15 protein-coding genes are annotated in these 17,212 nt (G+C 45.1%); 6 read left to right on the forward strand and 9 right to left on the reverse strand.

Annotated elements, in window-relative coordinates; translation table 11 throughout:
* Positions 1-7: 7 nt before the first annotated feature.
* The 5 genes from H539_RS0124755 to allC are packed head-to-tail and all read right to left on the reverse strand — an operon-like array spanning position 8 to position 5,502.
* Positions 8-877: an FAD binding domain-containing protein gene (locus tag H539_RS0124755; RefSeq protein ID WP_026695744.1), complete on the reverse strand. Its 870-nt coding sequence runs from the start codon at positions 875-877 to the stop codon at positions 8-10.
* Positions 868-1,587 (reverse strand): NTP transferase domain-containing protein, encoded by a 720-nt coding sequence (locus tag H539_RS0124760; RefSeq protein ID WP_051348793.1) that lies wholly within the window; start codon positions 1,585-1,587, stop codon positions 868-870. The genes H539_RS0124755 and H539_RS0124760 overlap by 10 nt, the downstream gene beginning before the upstream one ends.
* Before the next feature lie 15 nt (positions 1,588-1,602).
* Positions 1,603-2,973 (reverse strand): allantoinase, encoded by a 1,371-nt coding sequence (locus H539_RS0124765; RefSeq protein ID WP_026695746.1) that lies wholly within the window; start codon positions 2,971-2,973, stop codon positions 1,603-1,605.
* A complete protein-coding gene (locus H539_RS0124770) occupies positions 2,970-4,238 on the reverse strand; it encodes a pyridoxal-phosphate-dependent aminotransferase family protein (RefSeq protein WP_026695747.1) in 1,269 nt (422 codons plus the stop codon). The genes H539_RS0124765 and H539_RS0124770 overlap by 4 nt, the downstream gene beginning before the upstream one ends.
* A 16-nt stretch (positions 4,239-4,254) precedes the next feature.
* Entirely contained in the window at positions 4,255-5,502 is a 1,248-nt protein-coding gene (gene allC, locus H539_RS0124775) for an allantoate deiminase (protein WP_051348794.1), read from the reverse strand.
* Positions 5,503-5,694: 192 nt separating this feature from the next.
* Between allC and H539_RS0124780 the strand changes: the two genes are divergently transcribed.
* The 5 genes from H539_RS0124780 (at position 5,695) to uraH (ending at position 11,241) form a co-directional block, all read left to right on the forward strand.
* The gene (locus H539_RS0124780) at positions 5,695-7,299 is read left to right on the forward strand and encodes a PucR family transcriptional regulator (RefSeq protein ID WP_026695749.1); all 1,605 of its coding nucleotides are present in this window, start codon (positions 5,695-5,697) and stop codon (positions 7,297-7,299) included.
* Between the two features lie 174 nt (positions 7,300-7,473).
* On the forward strand, positions 7,474-8,799 hold the full coding sequence (locus H539_RS0124785) for a nucleobase:cation symporter-2 family protein (RefSeq protein WP_026695750.1): 1,326 nt from the start codon (positions 7,474-7,476) through the stop codon (positions 8,797-8,799).
* A gap of 15 nt (positions 8,800-8,814) precedes the next feature.
* Positions 8,815-9,333: a 2-oxo-4-hydroxy-4-carboxy-5-ureidoimidazoline decarboxylase gene (uraD, locus tag H539_RS0124790; RefSeq protein ID WP_425414768.1), complete on the forward strand. Its 519-nt coding sequence runs from the start codon at positions 8,815-8,817 to the stop codon at positions 9,331-9,333.
* 32 nt (positions 9,334-9,365) lie between these two features.
* Positions 9,366-10,787, forward strand: a complete 1,422-nt coding sequence (locus H539_RS0124795; protein ID WP_026695752.1) for an NAD(P)-binding domain-containing protein — start codon at positions 9,366-9,368, stop codon at positions 10,785-10,787.
* A 94-nt stretch (positions 10,788-10,881) separates the two neighbouring features.
* Positions 10,882-11,241 (forward strand): hydroxyisourate hydrolase, encoded by a 360-nt coding sequence (gene uraH, locus H539_RS0124800; protein ID WP_026695753.1) that lies wholly within the window; start codon positions 10,882-10,884, stop codon positions 11,239-11,241.
* Between the two features lie 45 nt (positions 11,242-11,286).
* Here uraH and H539_RS0124805 read toward each other — a convergent pair whose 3' ends face one another.
* On the reverse strand, positions 11,287-12,501 hold the full coding sequence (locus tag H539_RS0124805) for an amidase (RefSeq protein WP_026695754.1): 1,215 nt from the start codon (positions 12,499-12,501) through the stop codon (positions 11,287-11,289).
* Positions 12,502-12,720: 219 nt separating this feature from the next.
* Positions 12,721-13,281, reverse strand: coding sequence for a cysteine hydrolase family protein (locus H539_RS0124810; protein ID WP_026695755.1), 561 nt, complete (start codon positions 13,279-13,281; stop codon positions 12,721-12,723).
* Between the two features lie 295 nt (positions 13,282-13,576).
* Here H539_RS0124810 and H539_RS0124815 point away from each other — a divergent pair, with 295 nt between their 5' ends.
* On the forward strand, positions 13,577-14,203 hold the full coding sequence (locus H539_RS0124815; RefSeq protein WP_026695756.1) for a LysE family transporter: 627 nt from the start codon (positions 13,577-13,579) through the stop codon (positions 14,201-14,203).
* A gap of 79 nt (positions 14,204-14,282) precedes the next feature.
* Here the strand turns inward: H539_RS0124815 and H539_RS0124820 are convergent, their stop codons facing one another.
* Positions 14,283-15,425 (reverse strand): acyl-CoA dehydrogenase family protein, encoded by a 1,143-nt coding sequence (locus tag H539_RS0124820; RefSeq protein ID WP_026695757.1) that lies wholly within the window; start codon positions 15,423-15,425, stop codon positions 14,283-14,285.
* Positions 15,426-15,617: 192 nt separating this feature from the next.
* Positions 15,618-17,117: an MDR family MFS transporter gene (locus H539_RS0124825; protein WP_035324173.1), complete on the reverse strand. Its 1,500-nt coding sequence runs from the start codon at positions 17,115-17,117 to the stop codon at positions 15,618-15,620.
* Positions 17,118-17,212: the final 95 nt, after the last annotated feature.

Genomic DNA, 17,212 nt, shown 5'->3' on the forward strand with positions numbered 1-17,212 from the left:
CCTTCCCTCATATGGTCTTCTCTAAGCAGAAGCTTTGCAGTTCTGCAGCTGCCAAATTGGCTGCAGCCATTTGCAGGTATTCAGCCGATGCAAATGGGTTCTTCTCCGGTGTGAATTCTTCAATGATGGACTGATAGACTTGCTCAAGGAGATCTTCGTTTATTTTCCTTCCAATTACATGCTTCTCTGTGTTAAAAAGTCGTTCTGCTGGATGGTCCCCGCCGCCGACAGCAAGCCGCATGTGTATGATGCGTCCTTCTATATCCCTGGAAAAAGAACCGCATATGGTTGCGAGGGATGGAATAAAGGACTCCCTTCTTCCGATTTTCCGGAAAAACGTATGAGAAACCTCCTCTAAACGGCTAATGGATATATGGGGAATGTATACATGAGTCAAAAGCAAAGACTCTTCTTTTTGTTTAATCCAGCTTAAGAGGCTCTGCCGAAATGTACCGGAATCCGTTAGAAAGGCAATCTCTGCATCGAGGGCTAAAAGCAATGGTATCAGGTCTCCTTTTTTGCTCATGATATTTCCGCCAATGGTTGCCTGGTTCCGGATGGCAGGAGAAGCTATCTGAGTAATGGCTTCAGCCAGGATACTATCTCCTTCGGATGATAAGGTCTTTTTCATCTCAGCTAAATGGGTGAGTGAACCGATTTCAAGATAACCATCGTATAGCTGCAATCCCTGCAATTCTTTGATCTGTTCTAATGAAATTATAAAGCGGGGATGGGATTTTCTCTCGTTCCACTGAAGCTGAAGAAAAGTACCTGCAGCAACAAAGCAGGCATCCTGTCCCAGCCTCTGTTTCATTGCAGCGGCCTCATCAGGAGTCTGCGGTATGAATAACACCTGGCTGTCTTCCTTCATGTCCATTTCTTCAACTCCTTGGCTTTTTCATAATCCTCTTTATGGTCGATATCAAGAAAATAGCATTCACATAAATATTGCACCACGTGTCCCCTGGAGGACCATTTCCCCCGTATTAAATGACGGGCTCCTTGGTCTTCTTCCAAATGAAGCAAATCATGAAAAGCCTCTTTGGAAAATAAAATCGGAGGCCTTGGTTTTCTTTTGTAGCCAGAAGCAGTGAAAAGACACGGCTGGGTCCGGAAATGAGTAATTAAATTCTCAATCATAAATCGGGGTACGAAAGGCTGGTCTGCAAGAAGAATAACAGCCGCATCAGCATGTATTTTTATAGCTTGCTGGATTCCCATCTTTATAGAATAAGCCTGTCCTGCCTCATCTTTTTCACATCTGACCAGTGTCCAGTGTTTTTTAAACTCTGGCTTTTGTAAAAGAGGATCCATCCAGTCGAGAGGATCCTTCTTATTTACCACTACTGCCAGATGGTCCAATGATGAAGCCAATGCCGTATGCATAGCTATATTTCCCAATGGGATTCCCTCTAATGGAAGAGCCAGCTTGTTCGTGCCCATTCGTTCACTTTTTCCAGCTGCTAAATAAATTCCCATGATCGTTCCCATGTCATTTCCGGCTCCCTCTATATGGATGATACGGATCATTCGATTTATTTTTAAAAGTATAATATGGATGCCGGGCTGAACCAATAACCCTGTCATATAATCTAACCAAATTTATACAGATACTCCTGTTTCCGGCCTTAATAAGGTCCCTTTGCGATTTAGATTGGCGGGAAATCTCCCATCTTCAAAGACAATTACTCCGTTCGAAATGGTTGTATGAATCCTGCAAGGAAAAGTGTGTCCGATATAGATGCTTTCTTTATGCTTCGCATGGAAGTTCGCCTCGTTTACGGTGAATTTTTCGAGGGACACAATGGCAAAATCAGCGTCCATTCCTTCTTTGATCATCCCTTTTGATGGGAGCTTGAAACGGTTAGCTGGAGCCTCTGCTGTCCAGTTTGCGATCTTGGTAAATGGGATTTCATGCTCTAATGCCAGCTCAATCATGGCCATTAACGTAAACTGCCCCCCGCTGATCCCGCCCCAGGCTTGAAACAAATCATAAACGGCCCCATCTTTCAATGAAAAGGGACAAGGGGAATGATCAGAGGCGATCATATCAAATTTTCCTTCTGTCAATAAAGAGACCAGCTTCTGCTGCTCTCGGGGTTCACGCAGCGGCGGTGCACATTTGGCAATGCTCCCTTTTTCAATTAAATCCTGGTGGGAAAAGAGAAGATAATGCGGACAAGTTTCCACGGTGATATTCAAGCCATCGAGTTTTGCGGCTTCAATTTTTTGAATAGCCGCTTCACTGCTGATATGGACAAAGTGCAGAGGACAGCCAGTCATCCTTGCATATGTAATGGCCCGTTCAACAGCCTCCGCTTCAGCAAACACCGGCCTGGTTTCTAAATAATCATTTGCGTGAGCAAGCCCTTTGTCCTTCTTCTCTTTCTGCAGCCAATTCGTGATCGGAGCACTTTCTGCATGCAGGGCCAGGATTTTGCCGAGAGAGGCGATTTCCTTCATCCCATTCAGGAGGGTAAGGTCATCGGCCCGTTCAAATTCTTCATTTCCTGAATCGGAAAGAAAGGCTTTAAAAGCAATAGCCCCGCACTCCGAGAGCCCTCTAAGTTCGTAGAGATTCCCGGGGACAAGTCCTCCCCATAAGGCAAAATCAACTACTGACTTCCTCTCGCCAATCTCGGCTTTTTGACGGAACGCTTCCTGGTTGACCGTTGAAGGAATCCCGTTCAACGGCATATCAAAGTATGTAGTGCATCCGCCTGAAGCCAGCATCCTTGCACCAGTTTCAAATCCTTCCCAGTGCTCCCGGCCGGGTTCGCTGAAATGCACATGCACATCTATGAGACCTGGGAAAATATACATCCCTTTGGCATCAAGTTCTTTTTCTGCCTTCCCAGTCAACTGATCCCCTATTTTGACAATACGGCCGTCCTTGACAGCTATATCTGTTGTTCTGACTGTATGGGGCAGGACGACGACTCCGTTTCTGATGATAAGTTCATAATCGGTCATAGTATCTCCGCCTTTGTTTCACTGGAATTGAAAATTTGGGTTTGGGTATAGACATCAAGAGCTGCCTGCAGGGCATCCCCGCGATGCACCTTTACTTTATGCCGGATCAGGACTGCTTCTAATGCTCCGAGTACAGATAGGACATTTTCTTTGCGGCAGCTATACCCCATCGTCCCGATCCTCCAAATTTTCCCGTGAAGGGGACCGAATGAAGAAGCAATTTCTATGCCGAATGTTTCCAGCAGCATCTCCCGTACAGACTCTCCGTCAACTCCGGCAGGTATTTTCACGCAGGTGACACACGGAAGCTTGTGCCCGGGATCCCCAAATAAATCCAGCCCCATAGCTGTTAGGCCGGTTGTTAAGGCTTTTTCATGAAATTTATGGCGTTTAATTCTCTCTTCCAGACCTTCGGCAAGCACCAGCCTCAATCCTTCATGCAGGGCATAAACCATCGAAGTCGCTTCTGTATGATGATTCAGCCTTCTTGGGCCCCAGTAATCCTGAAGCATGCCCAAGTCAAAATAATTGCTTGCGATCGGAGGGCTGGTCCTCAAATAACGAAGGTCCTCCTTTGTTGCAATACCCCTTTCGATTTTTTTTCGTGAAGCGAGGATTTTCCCGATTCGGTCATTATAGGTGACAGGAGCCATACCTGAGGGAATAGAAAGGCATTTCTGTGTCCCACCGATCACAGCATCTATATACCAGTCATCGGTTTTAATCTCTGCCCCGCCAATGGAGGCCACCGCATCTACGACTAATAGGATGTCCTTTTCACGGCATGCTTTGCCGATTTCCTCAAGAGGCTGCATCCTGCCGGTGGATGTTTCTCCGTGTACAATGGCTAAAACCTTTGGGGATACTTTTTGGATTTCATCGATAATCGTCTGTGGGCAAAATACCTCTCCCCATGGGCATTCAATCGTATGGACATCTGCCCCGTACCTCTCGCAGATTTCCACAAGCAAATGTCCAAACCTCCCGTAAATCGGAACGAGGACGCGGTCCCCGGGTTCGATTATACTGCATAGTACTGCTTCATTTCCGGAACGGGAGGTTCCATCTACCGGAAAGGCCCATTGGTTGTTTGTCTGAAAAACCTGCCGCAGCATTTCCATTACCTCATTCATAATGGAGGTGAAAGCGGGATCGAATTGTCCTAATATAGGAGTGCTCATCGCCCGTAATACACGCGGGTCCACTTCCACAGGACCCGGAGTCATGATTGTCCGTATCGGTATATCCAGTTCAGTAAAGGCCATTAGCTTCCACTCCTTCTTAATATGCCAGTTTGTGTAAAACATCCGTTAATAGATCAATTCCTGCTTCTAAATCGTTTGACTTGGTAAATTCCTCGGGGGAATGGCTGATTCCCCCTTGACTTGGCACAAATAATAAGCAAGCTGGATACTTCTGGCCGAATATCTGTGAATCATGACCGGCCCCGCTGATCATTTTTTGGCAAAGTATGCTTTTCTCAAGAGAAAGTTCCATAGCCAGCTGTCCGATACCGGAATCCATCTTAACAGGTTTTGCATCCATCCATAAGGAAACAAATGCCTCCGTATTCATGTTCACAGAGAGTTGTTTCAGCTCCTTGAAAATAGTATGGCAGAAACTATCTATAACCGGCTCCTGATGATGACGTATATCCAGAGTGAATTCCACCTCACCGGCTATGACATTGGACACATTCGGCCTGACAGTCAGCCTGCCGACGGTGGCGACCAGATGTGGATCTGTTTCTCCTGCCTGTTCTGTTAAGAAAGTGATGAATCGAGCTGCTGTGGTCAAAGCATCCTTTCGGTATGGCATAGGAGTTGTTCCAGCATGGTTGCTTTCTCCTTTAATTAAGACGGTATAGCGCCGCTGCCCTGAAATGTGGGAAACGACACCAAGCTGTTTCCCATTCCTTTCAAGAGTCATACCCTGTTCGATATGAATTTCAACAAAGCTATCAATATCATTCCGGATGGGCGGGGAGTAATCTTGAGGATTAAAACCAGCCTCCTTCATGGCTTCCATGAAGGACATTCCATCGGAATCCTTTACATCCTTTACGCAGTCTAAATCATAACTTCCTGTAATATTCCGGGAACCCCAAAAGGTTAAAGGAAACCGGCTGCCCTCCTCCTCGCATAAGGAAACCACCTCTATCGATTTTTTAGGAGGGCCGTATTTTTCTGCTAACCGCAAAACGGCTATAAAGCTGGCAATTATGCCATAAGCGCCATCGTATTTTCCTCCCTCAATGACTGTATCAATATGAGAACCAGTCAATATGGTCCTTCCGGGTGTTTCCGTTCCCTGAAGCCTGCCGAACAGGTTCCCGATGCAGTCATAATAGGCAGGCAGCCCATTTTCCTCCATCAAATTTTTTAATGCCTGCTGGGCTTCCTTCCAGGATTTTGTATACAAGAGCCTTGTGACGCCGCCTTTACCTGTCCGGCCAAACGAACCCAGCCATTCAACTAAGGCTTCGGCGGACCTTTTATTCATTAACTCTGCATTCACTTGAATGACCATTGTTTCACCCGCTTCATGATAGATTACATGACAATAAATAGTACTCCCCAAAGTTTACAACTATGTAATTCTGACTTCATTGGTAATTTTGTAAAAATTTTCAGAAAGTTTTATGCAAAGTAAACAAAATTATGATAGGATGGGAAAAATAGTTACTTAATATGTAAGATTTGGTAACACAGGGAGGCTGTCATGAAGGTTTATGAACTCTTAACGATACGTAATTTGAATGGGATGCACTTGATTGCCGGAATGATGGGAAAAGAGCGGGATGTAAAATCGGTAAATATGATGGATGCGCCCGATATCATCCATTACTTAAAGGAGGATGAATTTTTGGTGACGACTGCTTATCATCTTAAAGATGATCCACATTCCCTGCTGGACCTAATTCGGGAGATGCACATTCAAGGATGTTCGGCGCTGGGTATTAAAACAAAACGGTTTATAGATCAAATTCCAGAGGAAGTGATTGAACTTGCAAATGAATTATCCTTCCCTGTCATTGAACTTCCCCTGCATTTATCACTTGGGGATATTGTCAACCAGACCTTCCGTGCCATTCTTGACAGGAGGGCTGCAGAATTATCCTTTGCCCTCGAAACACATAAGCAATTTACCAATATCGTCATGCAGGGCAAGGGTCTGCCACTGCTGCTCCGCGACTTATCTCGAATGATTCAGCGGCCGGTACAGATCGTGGATCAGTATTTCAGATCCATGTACCGATCAGGACCTGCCCAAGATTTTCCTTGTCTGAAAGACCGAATGTCAAAGTTCCCTTTCGGTAAAAGGCCTGTCTCACTCTCCTTTTTAACAGACAGGCAAACTTATACTTTCTTTCCTGTCTACATAAGCGAAAGGAAAACAGGTTTTTTGATGATTGCAGGAGAAGTGCTGAAATCAGATCCATTCACTTTATTAACGATTGAACAGGCTGCCAATGTTATTTCCTTCTCGTTAATAAAGGAACATGCACTGCAGCAGCATGGCCGGAGTATGCGGAATGACTTTTTCCTTCAATTTTTAGAGGGTTCCTTTTCTTCTCAGGAAGAAATCGCCGGCCGTGCCAAAGAATTTTCCTTGGCTAATGATCGAGGCTACCTTTGTGCTGTAGGCAAGCTGGATGAATATGACTTACACACCAGCTATTCAGAGCTCCCTGGAAAAATGGAGGATATTTACGGCTTTATAGAGGAAGAAACCGCGGGTGCGGATTCGAACCTTCACTTTTTTATGAGGAGTGGATGCTGTATCTTGTTATTTGAAGCAGGAGAGTATGTGACAGATCCATTTGATAAGGTCAAATCCAAGCTTGTTCAGCTCCAGACTAAAGTTTCGCAATACTTCGCTGCCACCATTTCGTTCGGTCTGAGTAATTGGTGTGATACGTTCTTGCAGGTTAGAAATGCCTATAAGGAGGCAGAGGATGCACTCTGCCAGGGGAAGCTTGTGAAGAAAAAGGAGTATATCCATACCTATCATTCAAAGGACATAATGGGATTGATGAGAAGGCTTACGCGTGAGGACTTGGAGAACTATTATTCCTGTGCCCTTCGAGGTTTTGCTGATCCGGCCGGACAGGAAGAACAATCGCTGCTTGAAACCTTATTTGTATATGTAGAAACTCACTGCCAAATATCAGAAACGGCCAAGAAGCTTTTTGTGCACCGCAATACAGTCGTGTACCGGATTGAAAAATGTGAGGAAATCCTCGGCAGGAGCTTAAGGGATCCCGAAACAACTATTCAAATCCGGATGGCTTTCCGCGTAAAATCCCTCTTGGAAAAAGTATAAGCTTTCGAGGTGATTTTTGCAGCCTGCTTCCTGTATTCTTGTTTATTTTAAATATCCCTCATTCAAATTTTTAGTGATAGTGCACAATGACAGTTTTCTAAAAATTCATTAATATGTAAATATTCAATACATTACATGTTATGTTTTCTGACATTTACAAAGGGGGATTTTTGAATGGAGAAGAAAATAGGAAAATCTAAAACGTTTTATCTAGGCTTACAGCACGTTCTGGCGATGTATGCCGGTGCCATTTTAGTCCCAATCATTGTCGGCAGTGCCTTAAAATTCACACCGGAAGAAATGGCATTCTTGATTGCCATAGATCTGCTTACCTGCGGACTGGCCACAATCCTGCAGTCTCTGAACAATAGTCTGGTCGGGATAGGTCTTCCTGTTGTTTTGGGAACTTCCTTTGTGGCTGTTTCCCCCATAATTACCATCGGTACACATTATGGGATTTCCGCCATTTACGGATCTATCATAGCCGCTGGTATCTTCGTGGTCCTTTTCTCCAATCTATATGGTAAATTGCTGAAACTTTTTCCTCCTGTTGTTACTGGTACAGTGGTTGTCATTATAGGGTTATCCCTCATCCCCACTGGCATAAAAAATATGGGCGGCGGCCAATCGAGCCCTGAATTCGGTTCTGCGGAAAATCTCATTCTATCCTTCGGGGTCCTTGTACTGATTCTTATTTTGAACCGGTTCTTTAAAGGCTTCCTCCGTGCTATTTCTGTTTTGATTGGTATTCTGGCGGGGACTGTTGAGGCGGCTTTTATGGGAAAGCTGAATACGGACGCTGTTGTGAACGCTTCATGGTTCCATATGCCTTCTCCTTTCTATTTCGGTGTACCGAAATTTGAACTGGTACCCATGTTAACCATGATCATAGTAGGCTCTGTCATCTTGGTGGAATCGACTGGAGCGTTCCTCGCATTAAGCAAAATAACCGGAAAAGAGCTGTCCGAAAAGGATATAATCCGCGGCTATCGGACAGAAGGAATTTCCTTTATGCTTGGCGGCTTATTCAATGCCTTTCCGTACAGCACCTTTTCTCAAAATGTCGGCCTTGTACAGCTATCGGGCATCAAAAAGAGAAGCGTGACCATTGCAGCAGGCATCATTTTAATCGCACTCGGCCTGGTTCCGAAGATTGCAGCCCTGGCCACGATGATTCCCACTGCTGTCTTTGGAGGAGCGACAGTCATTATGTTTGGTATGGTGGTTTCTTCAGGTATCAAAATGCTAAACGGTGTGGATTTTGCCGACAATAACAATCTGCTGGTCATTGCCTGCTCCATTTCTTTAGGTCTCGGAGCCACAGTTGTTCCCGATTTATTTGCCATCCTGCCTTCCACTCTTAAAATTTTATTTGGAGATGGAATCATCACTGGGAGCCTTTCAGCCGTACTATTAAATCTTGCTTTGAACAAACCTGCTAAGGCAGATGTCATGTCTGTTCCGGATGCAGTCCTGGCTGCTGAAGCTAAAAGCGTGTAAGAGAGGATGTTTGGCGTGGAATTCATCGAAAAAATCAATCAAACGAATACCAGACAGTTCGTGGAAATGGTGGGCGGTGTATTTGAACATTCACCTTGGATTGCTGAAGAAGCCGATGCTCTAAAGCCCTTTTCTTCCCTATCGCATTTGCATGAAAGAATGGTAGCGATCGTGAAAAATGCACCATCCGGGCAGCAGCTTGCCCTCATACAGGCTCATCCTAATTTAGGAGAAAAGGCAGCCATGACAGATGATTCCAAGGTTGAACAGAAAGGAGCCGGTCTCCAGGACCTAAGCTTACAAGAATATGAACAATTTATTTCATTGAATCAGACGTATATGGAAACATTCGGATTCCCCTTCATTCTGGCGGTCCGCGGAAAAAACAAATATGAAATCTATCAATCTATGAAAGAAAGATTGGAGAATAGCACATCAACAGAATTTCAAACAGCGTTAGAAGAAATATACAAGATTGCGTGGCTCCGATTAATGGAAAAAGCGGGAGAGAATGCAGAATCCGGTTTCCTTTAAGTGCCAACACCTTTAGAAAGTGAGGATGAAATATGAGTGTAGAAGCTTTGAACGAACAAGTCAGAAGAGATCTTTCTTATCTTTCATTCGGGAATGCCGGCTGGGTCCGCCCCCGAAACCACCCGGAAGGACATGTATATGATGTGGTGATCACGGGAGGCGGCCAGGGCGGCCTAGGAACAGCGTTTGGCCTGCTCCGGGAAGGGATTTCCAATATCCTTATTATTGACGAAAATCCGAAAGGCAGCGAAGGGCCGTGGGAAACTTATGCAAGAATGGTAACACTTAGGACGCCCAAGCATCTAACCTCTATAGACCTTGGCATCCCCTCCCTCACCTTCCGTTCATGGTGGGAGGCCCAATTCGGGTCAGAAAGCTGGGAGGAGATCGATAAAATTCCGCGCGGGGACTGGATGAAGTACCTGCGGTGGTATAAGAGCGTGTTAAAGCTTCCAGTTCAAAATGATACGAGGCTCCAGCTGATTGAGCCAATAGAAAATGGATTGTACAGGCTTCATATTAACAGACAGGGAGCTCCCTCCAAATCCCTGATTGCCCGGAAGGTAATTTTGGCAACAGGCATTCAAGGCGGAGGTGAATGGCATGTCCCTGCCATGATATCAGAAAATCTGCCTCCCCATCTCTATACTCATACTTCTAAGGTAATAGACTTTAATTCCTTAAAAGGCAAAAAGATTGGTATCTTAGGAGGCGGGGCATCTGCATTCGACAACGCTCATTTCGCACTGGCAGAAGGAGTGGCTGAAGCTCATGTATTTGTCCGCAGAAAAGAGCTGCCGAGCATTAATCCGATTCGCAAGATGGAGCCATCCGGCCTTATTGAACGATTTAGCATTTTAAAGGATGAAGAAAAATATGCTGTGATGGCTCATTTCTTTAAAAATAATCAGCCGCCTACCAATGATACGTTTGGCCGTGCCGCTTCCTATCCCGGCTTTAAATTGCATCTTGGGTCACCATGGGAAGAAGTAAGAGCATGCGGCAATGGTGCAGAAGTAACCACTCCGCATGGCAGTTTCTCCTTTGATTTTTTAATGATCAGCACGGGACTTGTGACGGATCCTGGTTTGCGTCCGGAGTTAAAGCTGCTTGAGAAATTCATTGACCGCTGGGGAGATATGTACCAGGCGCCGGAGGAGATTTCCAATCCGCTCATAGATGCGCACCCCTACCTCACTTCTGGATTTGCCCTGCAAAGCCGGGATGAAGTAGGAAAAAAACTCCTGTATGGAATATTTACCTACAACTATTCAGCTTTAATCAGCTGCGGCATTACAGCCTCTGGAATATCCGGCATGAGATTCGGTATACCAAGGCTTGTCAGTGAAGTGGCCGATCAGCTTTTCCTGGATGACAGAAAACAGACGCTAAGTGAATATTTCAGTTTTGAAGAGAAGGAGTTTCTCGGCTTACCGGCTGTTGAAAGCAGCTGACCGCCTCTCATGTTTAATTTCCCATTGTCATAGGCGGATTGTCAGCCAACCACTTTGGTCTCTAACAGAACTAATAGGAAAGGAGATTTTATTGATGTCTGGCGTAACAACACATGTATTGGATTTAACTCATGGCCTGCCGGCAGATCATGTGGCAATTGATCTTTATTATACTGAACCTTCGTCTGAATCCAGCCAATTGATAAAAACAGCGGTCACAAATTCTGATGGCCGGCTGGATCAGCCGCTTTTATCAGAAGAAGAAGTAAGGCCGGGAAGATATGAACTGGTCTTCCATATTGGGGACTATTTCCGCAGCAAAAGAATTCAGCCGCATAATCCAGCCTTCCTGGAAGATGTGCCTGTCCGATTCTATATCTTACAAACAAATCGTCATTATCATGTTCCTTTGCTGATATCACCCTACGGTTATCAAATATATCGGGGAAGCTGAAAAAAGCCATTCTATCTTTCTACTGATAGAATGGCTTTTTTCTTTTTAAAACCTATATGTCTCTATTTTACTCTCTTCTGCACTATTTTCTAAAGAAGTAACCCTCTCAATCCAGCTTAATAATCGCAGGTCCTGATTTTCATTTGCAATGAAAGACAGTCCTATCGGAGCGCCGTTTGCTTTAAGAATAGGTATAGTGACTTGCGGAAAACCAGCTAATCCTGCAATACAGGTAAGCTGCATGGTTTTTGTGCGGGTCCGTTCCAGTGCTTCTGCGGGTAAATTCCGTTTTGGGGCTTCCCCCGGCGCTGTAGGAATCACTAGAAGGCCGTTATGCTGTAATAGATGGGATAGGCATTCCTTTATGTTTTTTCTTTCCTTCTGTTTTTGAGGAAGTTCATCCCTATTTAAACTGGAAGCCCATTCGAAACGGTCGGATATTCCAGGACCGAATGCTGGATGAACGCTCGTTATCCAATCGCGATGCTCCTCCCATATTTCTATCCCCTGAATCGTACGGAACAGCTCCCCCCATTTAAAAAGACCTTCTTCTGAAAGGATAATTGTCTCGCTTTTTTTGGCCAGAGCTTGAAAGGAAGAAACAGCTTTGATAAGAATCTCCTTCTCCTCTTCTTCAATAAAAGACCAGACTTCTTTGTCGAAATAAAGAAAATCAAAACCCTCTTCGATTGATTCCTTTGATTGAATAAGAGCGCTGCCGGTCTGAAGCAATAAATGGGGGTCCCTCGACATCCACCCTACGGTATCGAAGCTTTTTGCCAGTGGAATGACCCCTGATATATCGACAAGTCCATGGGTTGGCCTAAATCCATACAGGCCGCAATAGGATGAGGGAATCCGGACTGAACCGCCGGTATCCGTTCCAAGGGCAAAGTCAGTTAATCCAGCCGCAACGGCAGAGGCAGAACCGCTTGATGATCCTCCCGGTATCCGGTCGGGCAGACGGGGATTAACTGGTGTTCCATAGTGATGATTCTCACCGTTTAAGCTGTACATCAATTCATCGGTGTGAGTGGTCCCCTGTAATCGTGCACCCTGCTTCAGGAGGGCATCGATAACGGGGGCGGATTTGTCTGAAGGAGGATGGGTCCTCAGCCAATCCGGATTACCTGCGCTGTTGCGGACATTCTGTATGGCAAAGACATCTTTAACAGCAAAGGTCCGGCCATCTAATGCACCTGAACCTGTGGCATTCAGAACCAGGCTGGCATCCATTAGTGCATTCCATTGGTCTCTCATGTATTCCCCTCCCCCTGAAGTTCTTTAAGATAATTTCATTATAATTGGAAGAAACATTGCAGTCATTGACACTTTATCTAAACTTTTTTTAAAGCACTGTTTAAAATGACTACTGTACTACTGCTAACAAGTGTCAGAGATTCAAATAAAATGATAGTGATTAAGAACTAATATGCAAGAGGGAAGGTGCAAAATAATGGCTTTGCACCTTCTTAACGGTTACTTGTAAGCTGAATGCTTATGCTCAAACAAATCATCGGAAGAATCACGGACCATGATAAAATTTTCAAGATTACTCAACCCATGGAGATGTTCATTGTGATGGGCCACGATTTGCCCGGCTTTTAGAACGGTGTTGTCAGTAGTGGAATGACCCCCGCGTACTAAGGTAACATCAAATCCGAGAGTGGTTGCTCTTCTGCATGCTGTATCAATGCAGTATTCTGTTTTGCAGCCCATGATCACCAAATGCTGAATTCCAAGATTTTGCAGGGCCTTGTTTAAGCCTGTGCCATGAAACGAATCGGTCGCTTTCTTATGAAAAGTAAGCTCTTCTGCAAGAGGGGCAATTTCGGGATGAACCTGGAACTGAAGGGATTCCTCTCCCCCTACATCCGTATCTTGAACATAGATAACCGGGATATCCTGATTTCTCGCATTTTTTAAAACCTCTTTAAGTGTTCCCAGCAGATTTTCCTTATTATATACAGGCCCTGCCGGCGGTCCCTCTATAATCCCTGTTTGGGCATCAATAATTAATAAAGCTGTTGTATTCTTCATCTTTTCCTCCATTCGGGGGATGATCAGCTGCCCATCCCCTCCCATATTCTAAATACTAGAATCCTTACTGCTCTCTTGCTCATATTTCATCACTCCTTTCAAATAGTAGAACGCTTATTCCAGTCCTTATCCATCGATTTTGCAATAAGGGAATGCGCTGCTCATGACGGGCATCATGCAGAAACCCTTGGGAAAAGAATAAATATTTTTTAAGCCCCCAGTGGTACAAGCCGACTATTATGAATAACTTTAAAACAGCAGGTTTGTCCGAAAATCATACTGGAGGTTTTGTGCGTTGAGTATCTTCTTCAGCTATATCTTTCTTGGCTTGTCTTTAGCCGCCCCTATCGGCCCCATTAATGCTGCCCAGATTGATAAAGGAATAAAAAGCGGCTTCTGGAATGCCTGGCTGGTCGGGCTCGGGGCAACCGTTGCTGACATGGTTTATATGCTCCTTGTTTATTTTGGCCTCGTACAGTTTATTGAAATTCCCTTCATGAAGACCCTTCTTTGGTCTTTCGGCTGTTTTGTGTTGATTTACACAGGAATCGAAAGCATGGCATCTGCAGGAAAATTCTCTGTAAAAAATACCCGCAGTGCAGAATCCCACCTAAAATCTTTTACATCCGGCTTTTTTATGTCCCTCTCCAACCCGCTTACCATCCTCTTTTGGATTGGAATCTACGGTTCCATCCTGGCAAAGACGGCGGCTTCTTATGAAAAAAAGGAATTAGTCCTGTACAGTTCCGCGATCTTTATCGGCGTACTCATTTGGGATATCACCATGGCGGCCATCGCAAGCAGCTTCCGCCGGTTTCTCAGGAACGGATCGCTGGCAGTCATATCCGTGCTGTCGGGACTTTCGCTGATTGGATTTGGACTATATTTTGGTTATCAGGCTTGCACCGAGCTCTTTTTTTGACAGCGTTCTCTTATATTCAGAATTTTAACATAATTTACCGCAAAAAAAAGAGGCTTCTTGCCTCTTTTCTCATTCTTTCTCAATCTTCAAGGACAGATTTTGCGAGAACAGAGATCGCGGCATCTTCCATCGGAGGATTATGAAGGCCGGCCCTTACATCCCTGTAATACCGCTGCAGAGGATTTGAGCGCTCAAGACTCTTGGCGCCAACGACTCTCATTGCCTTATCCACTATAGAAATGCTGGCATTCGTTACGGCTGTCTTCACCGCACCAAGCTCCCTGGACAGTTCAGGTCTTTTATCTCTGTCTTCTTCCCATTTTTCTGCCACGGAATAAAGGAATCTTCTGGCCTGTATGTATTGCAGTTCCATTTCACCTATCTGCCGCTGGATGTTAGGCAGATCTTTGATCGGGCTGTTCAGGCTGTTTGGTGTATAAGTCTTGGCAAATTGAATCGCGTAACGGCGGGCAGCACCTGCAATTCCTATATAACAGGCCGGTATATGGAGAAGCCATCCCTCACCTTGAGTCTTTCTTCTTCCTGGTTTTTCAATATAATAGTTAGGATCAATTTCGACACGATCTAATATCAGATCATGACTGCCTGTTCCCTGCATGGATATCATATCCCAGGTATTTTCAAAAGAAACACCTGCCTGCTCTCGATGGACGAGAAACCAGCCGATTCCCTCATCTTCCTCAACCCATGCACTGACCTGAATCAAGTCGAGGACTGGAGAAAGAGTCGTGAAGGTCTTTCTGCCGTTCAGGATCCATTTTCCATTTTCAAAGATGGCTGTGGTGCCGGGTCTTCCTCCCCTAGTTGGACTGCCGGTCTTCGCTTCCGTTGCTGCGCTGTTAAGGAGCGCTCCCTGCCCGATCTCTGAGAATACCTCTTGAAGCACATCTGCATTCCAGGAATTCTTTTCCTTCAGCTGATGCGTAATACCTACATGCCAGCCGATGGAAAGAGCGGTAGAGCCGTCTGCTTCGGCAATTTTTTCCTGACACAGCAGGAACTCATACAATCCTCCGCCAAGCCCTCCGTATTCTTTCGGAAGGGTCAATTTGGTATAGCCGAAATCCTTTAGATCCTGGATATTTTGAAAGGGAAATCCTCTTGTCTCATCAAGCATCTGAGCCCTTTCGGAAAACTTCTCTGTTACCATTGCCAGTTTTTCAATATACTCTCTTTGATTCTCGTTTTGGAAAAAACTCATAAGAACTCCCTTTCCTTTAATACAGCCTTTAAATAAGTTTAATTGTATATGGAAATTCCTGATTTTAATATAAATCTGCTTCCCTAAGTTCAAATAAAATGAAAAGGGGACGGAATGATTCATCCGTCCTCCTCTTAAAGAATGATAGGCGGACTGGGTACAGCCATTCCTTTTCATCCGTTCTGAATATCGTTAAGCCTGCTTCGTTTTATCGGCTGTTTTTGCCTTCTGGCCAGCCAGCTTATCATTAGTAAGCATAAAAACAAAGATCACCACTAACACAGCAGGGATGAGTGCCCATAAAAAGGCGTCAGCAATGGATCCCGCCAAGGCATTTGTGATTTTATCCAGGACCGGGCCTGGAATGTTTGCACGCAGCTCCTGGGATAATAAAGCACGGGGATCCTTAAACGCGCCTGTCTGCTGGGCGGTCATCTTCATACCTGCAAAGGCATCCTTCATTTTATCACTGAACTCGTTTCGCTGGATGATCCCGAAAACGGTTATGCCAATCGTCATTCCAAGCTGCCGTACAAAAGACATGGTAGAGTTTGCCGCTCCCCTGTTGGCTGGCAGGACATGATGAATGGCTGCCATGCTGAGAACAGAGAAGGATGCACCGGTGCCCAGTCCTACTATAATCATATAGACCGTTATGGCAGTTCTTGATGTGCTGCTGTCAATGGTGCTTAACAGATAGATTCCAGCAGCAAAGATGACGGCAAAGACAATCATCACGTTCCGATAGCCCAATCTTGCGGCAGAGATGGCCCCTGCCTGGCTCGAAACTACTACCCCCAGCATCATGGGCAGTAGGATCAGTCCTGAATTTGTCGCCGTCCCTCCGTTAACGCCCTGGACGAAAATGGGAATATAAACGGAGGCCACGATAAAGGAAATTCCGTAAAACAAGCCTACAATGGTGCTCGATGCGAATAAACGATTTTTAAACATGGGAAAAGAAATAATCGGATCGCTGGCTCTTCTCTCGATGAAAATAAAGGCGGGAATTAAAAGTATCACTCCCCCGAACAGACTCAGAATGATGGATGAATCCCAATCATATTTATTTCCGCCGAGCTCAAGGGCGAACATTAAGCAGACCACTGCCCCTACTAGTGTAATGGCGCCAGCCCAATCAATTTTTTGGCTGCGGTGTTCCAGCGATTCGCTGTAATTGGCAAGAATAAGTATAAAAGCAAGAATGCCCAGCGGCAGATTGATATAGAAAACCCAGTGCCAGCTGATATAGTCTGTTATGTATGCGCCAAGCAAGGGTCCGAAAACGCTGGAAAGACCAAATACCGCCCCAAATAATCCCGTCATTTTCCCTCTTTTTTCTGGAGGGAAAACGTCAAAGATAATGGTAAAGGTGATAGGAACTAGAGCGCCGCCGCCGATTCCCTGGATGGCCCGGTAGATGCTGAGCTGTTCAATGGTCTGTGCGGTTCCGCAAAGAATCGATCCCAAAAGGAATAAAAGCATACCAGCCAGATAGAACTTTTTTCTTCCGTACATATCAGACAGCTTACCGAAGATCGGCATGCCGGCCATTTCGGCCACCATATAGGCACTTGTTACCCAGATGAATTTTTCCAGTCCGCCAAGATCGGCAACAATCGTTCCCATGGCTGTGGCAACAATGGTATTATCCATGGAAGCCATTAAAATAGACAGGAGCAGCCCTGCCATCACTAAGCCGATTTTACTTTCCTTTGCACTCAAACAAATAATCCCCCTTTGATTTTAATGCCAATTTTTACCCAGTATAGGTGAACTCATTGTAT

The organism is Peribacillus kribbensis DSM 17871, from assembly GCF_000430765.1.
GTDB lineage: Bacteria > Bacillota > Bacilli > Bacillales > DSM-1321 > Paraperibacillus > Paraperibacillus kribbensis.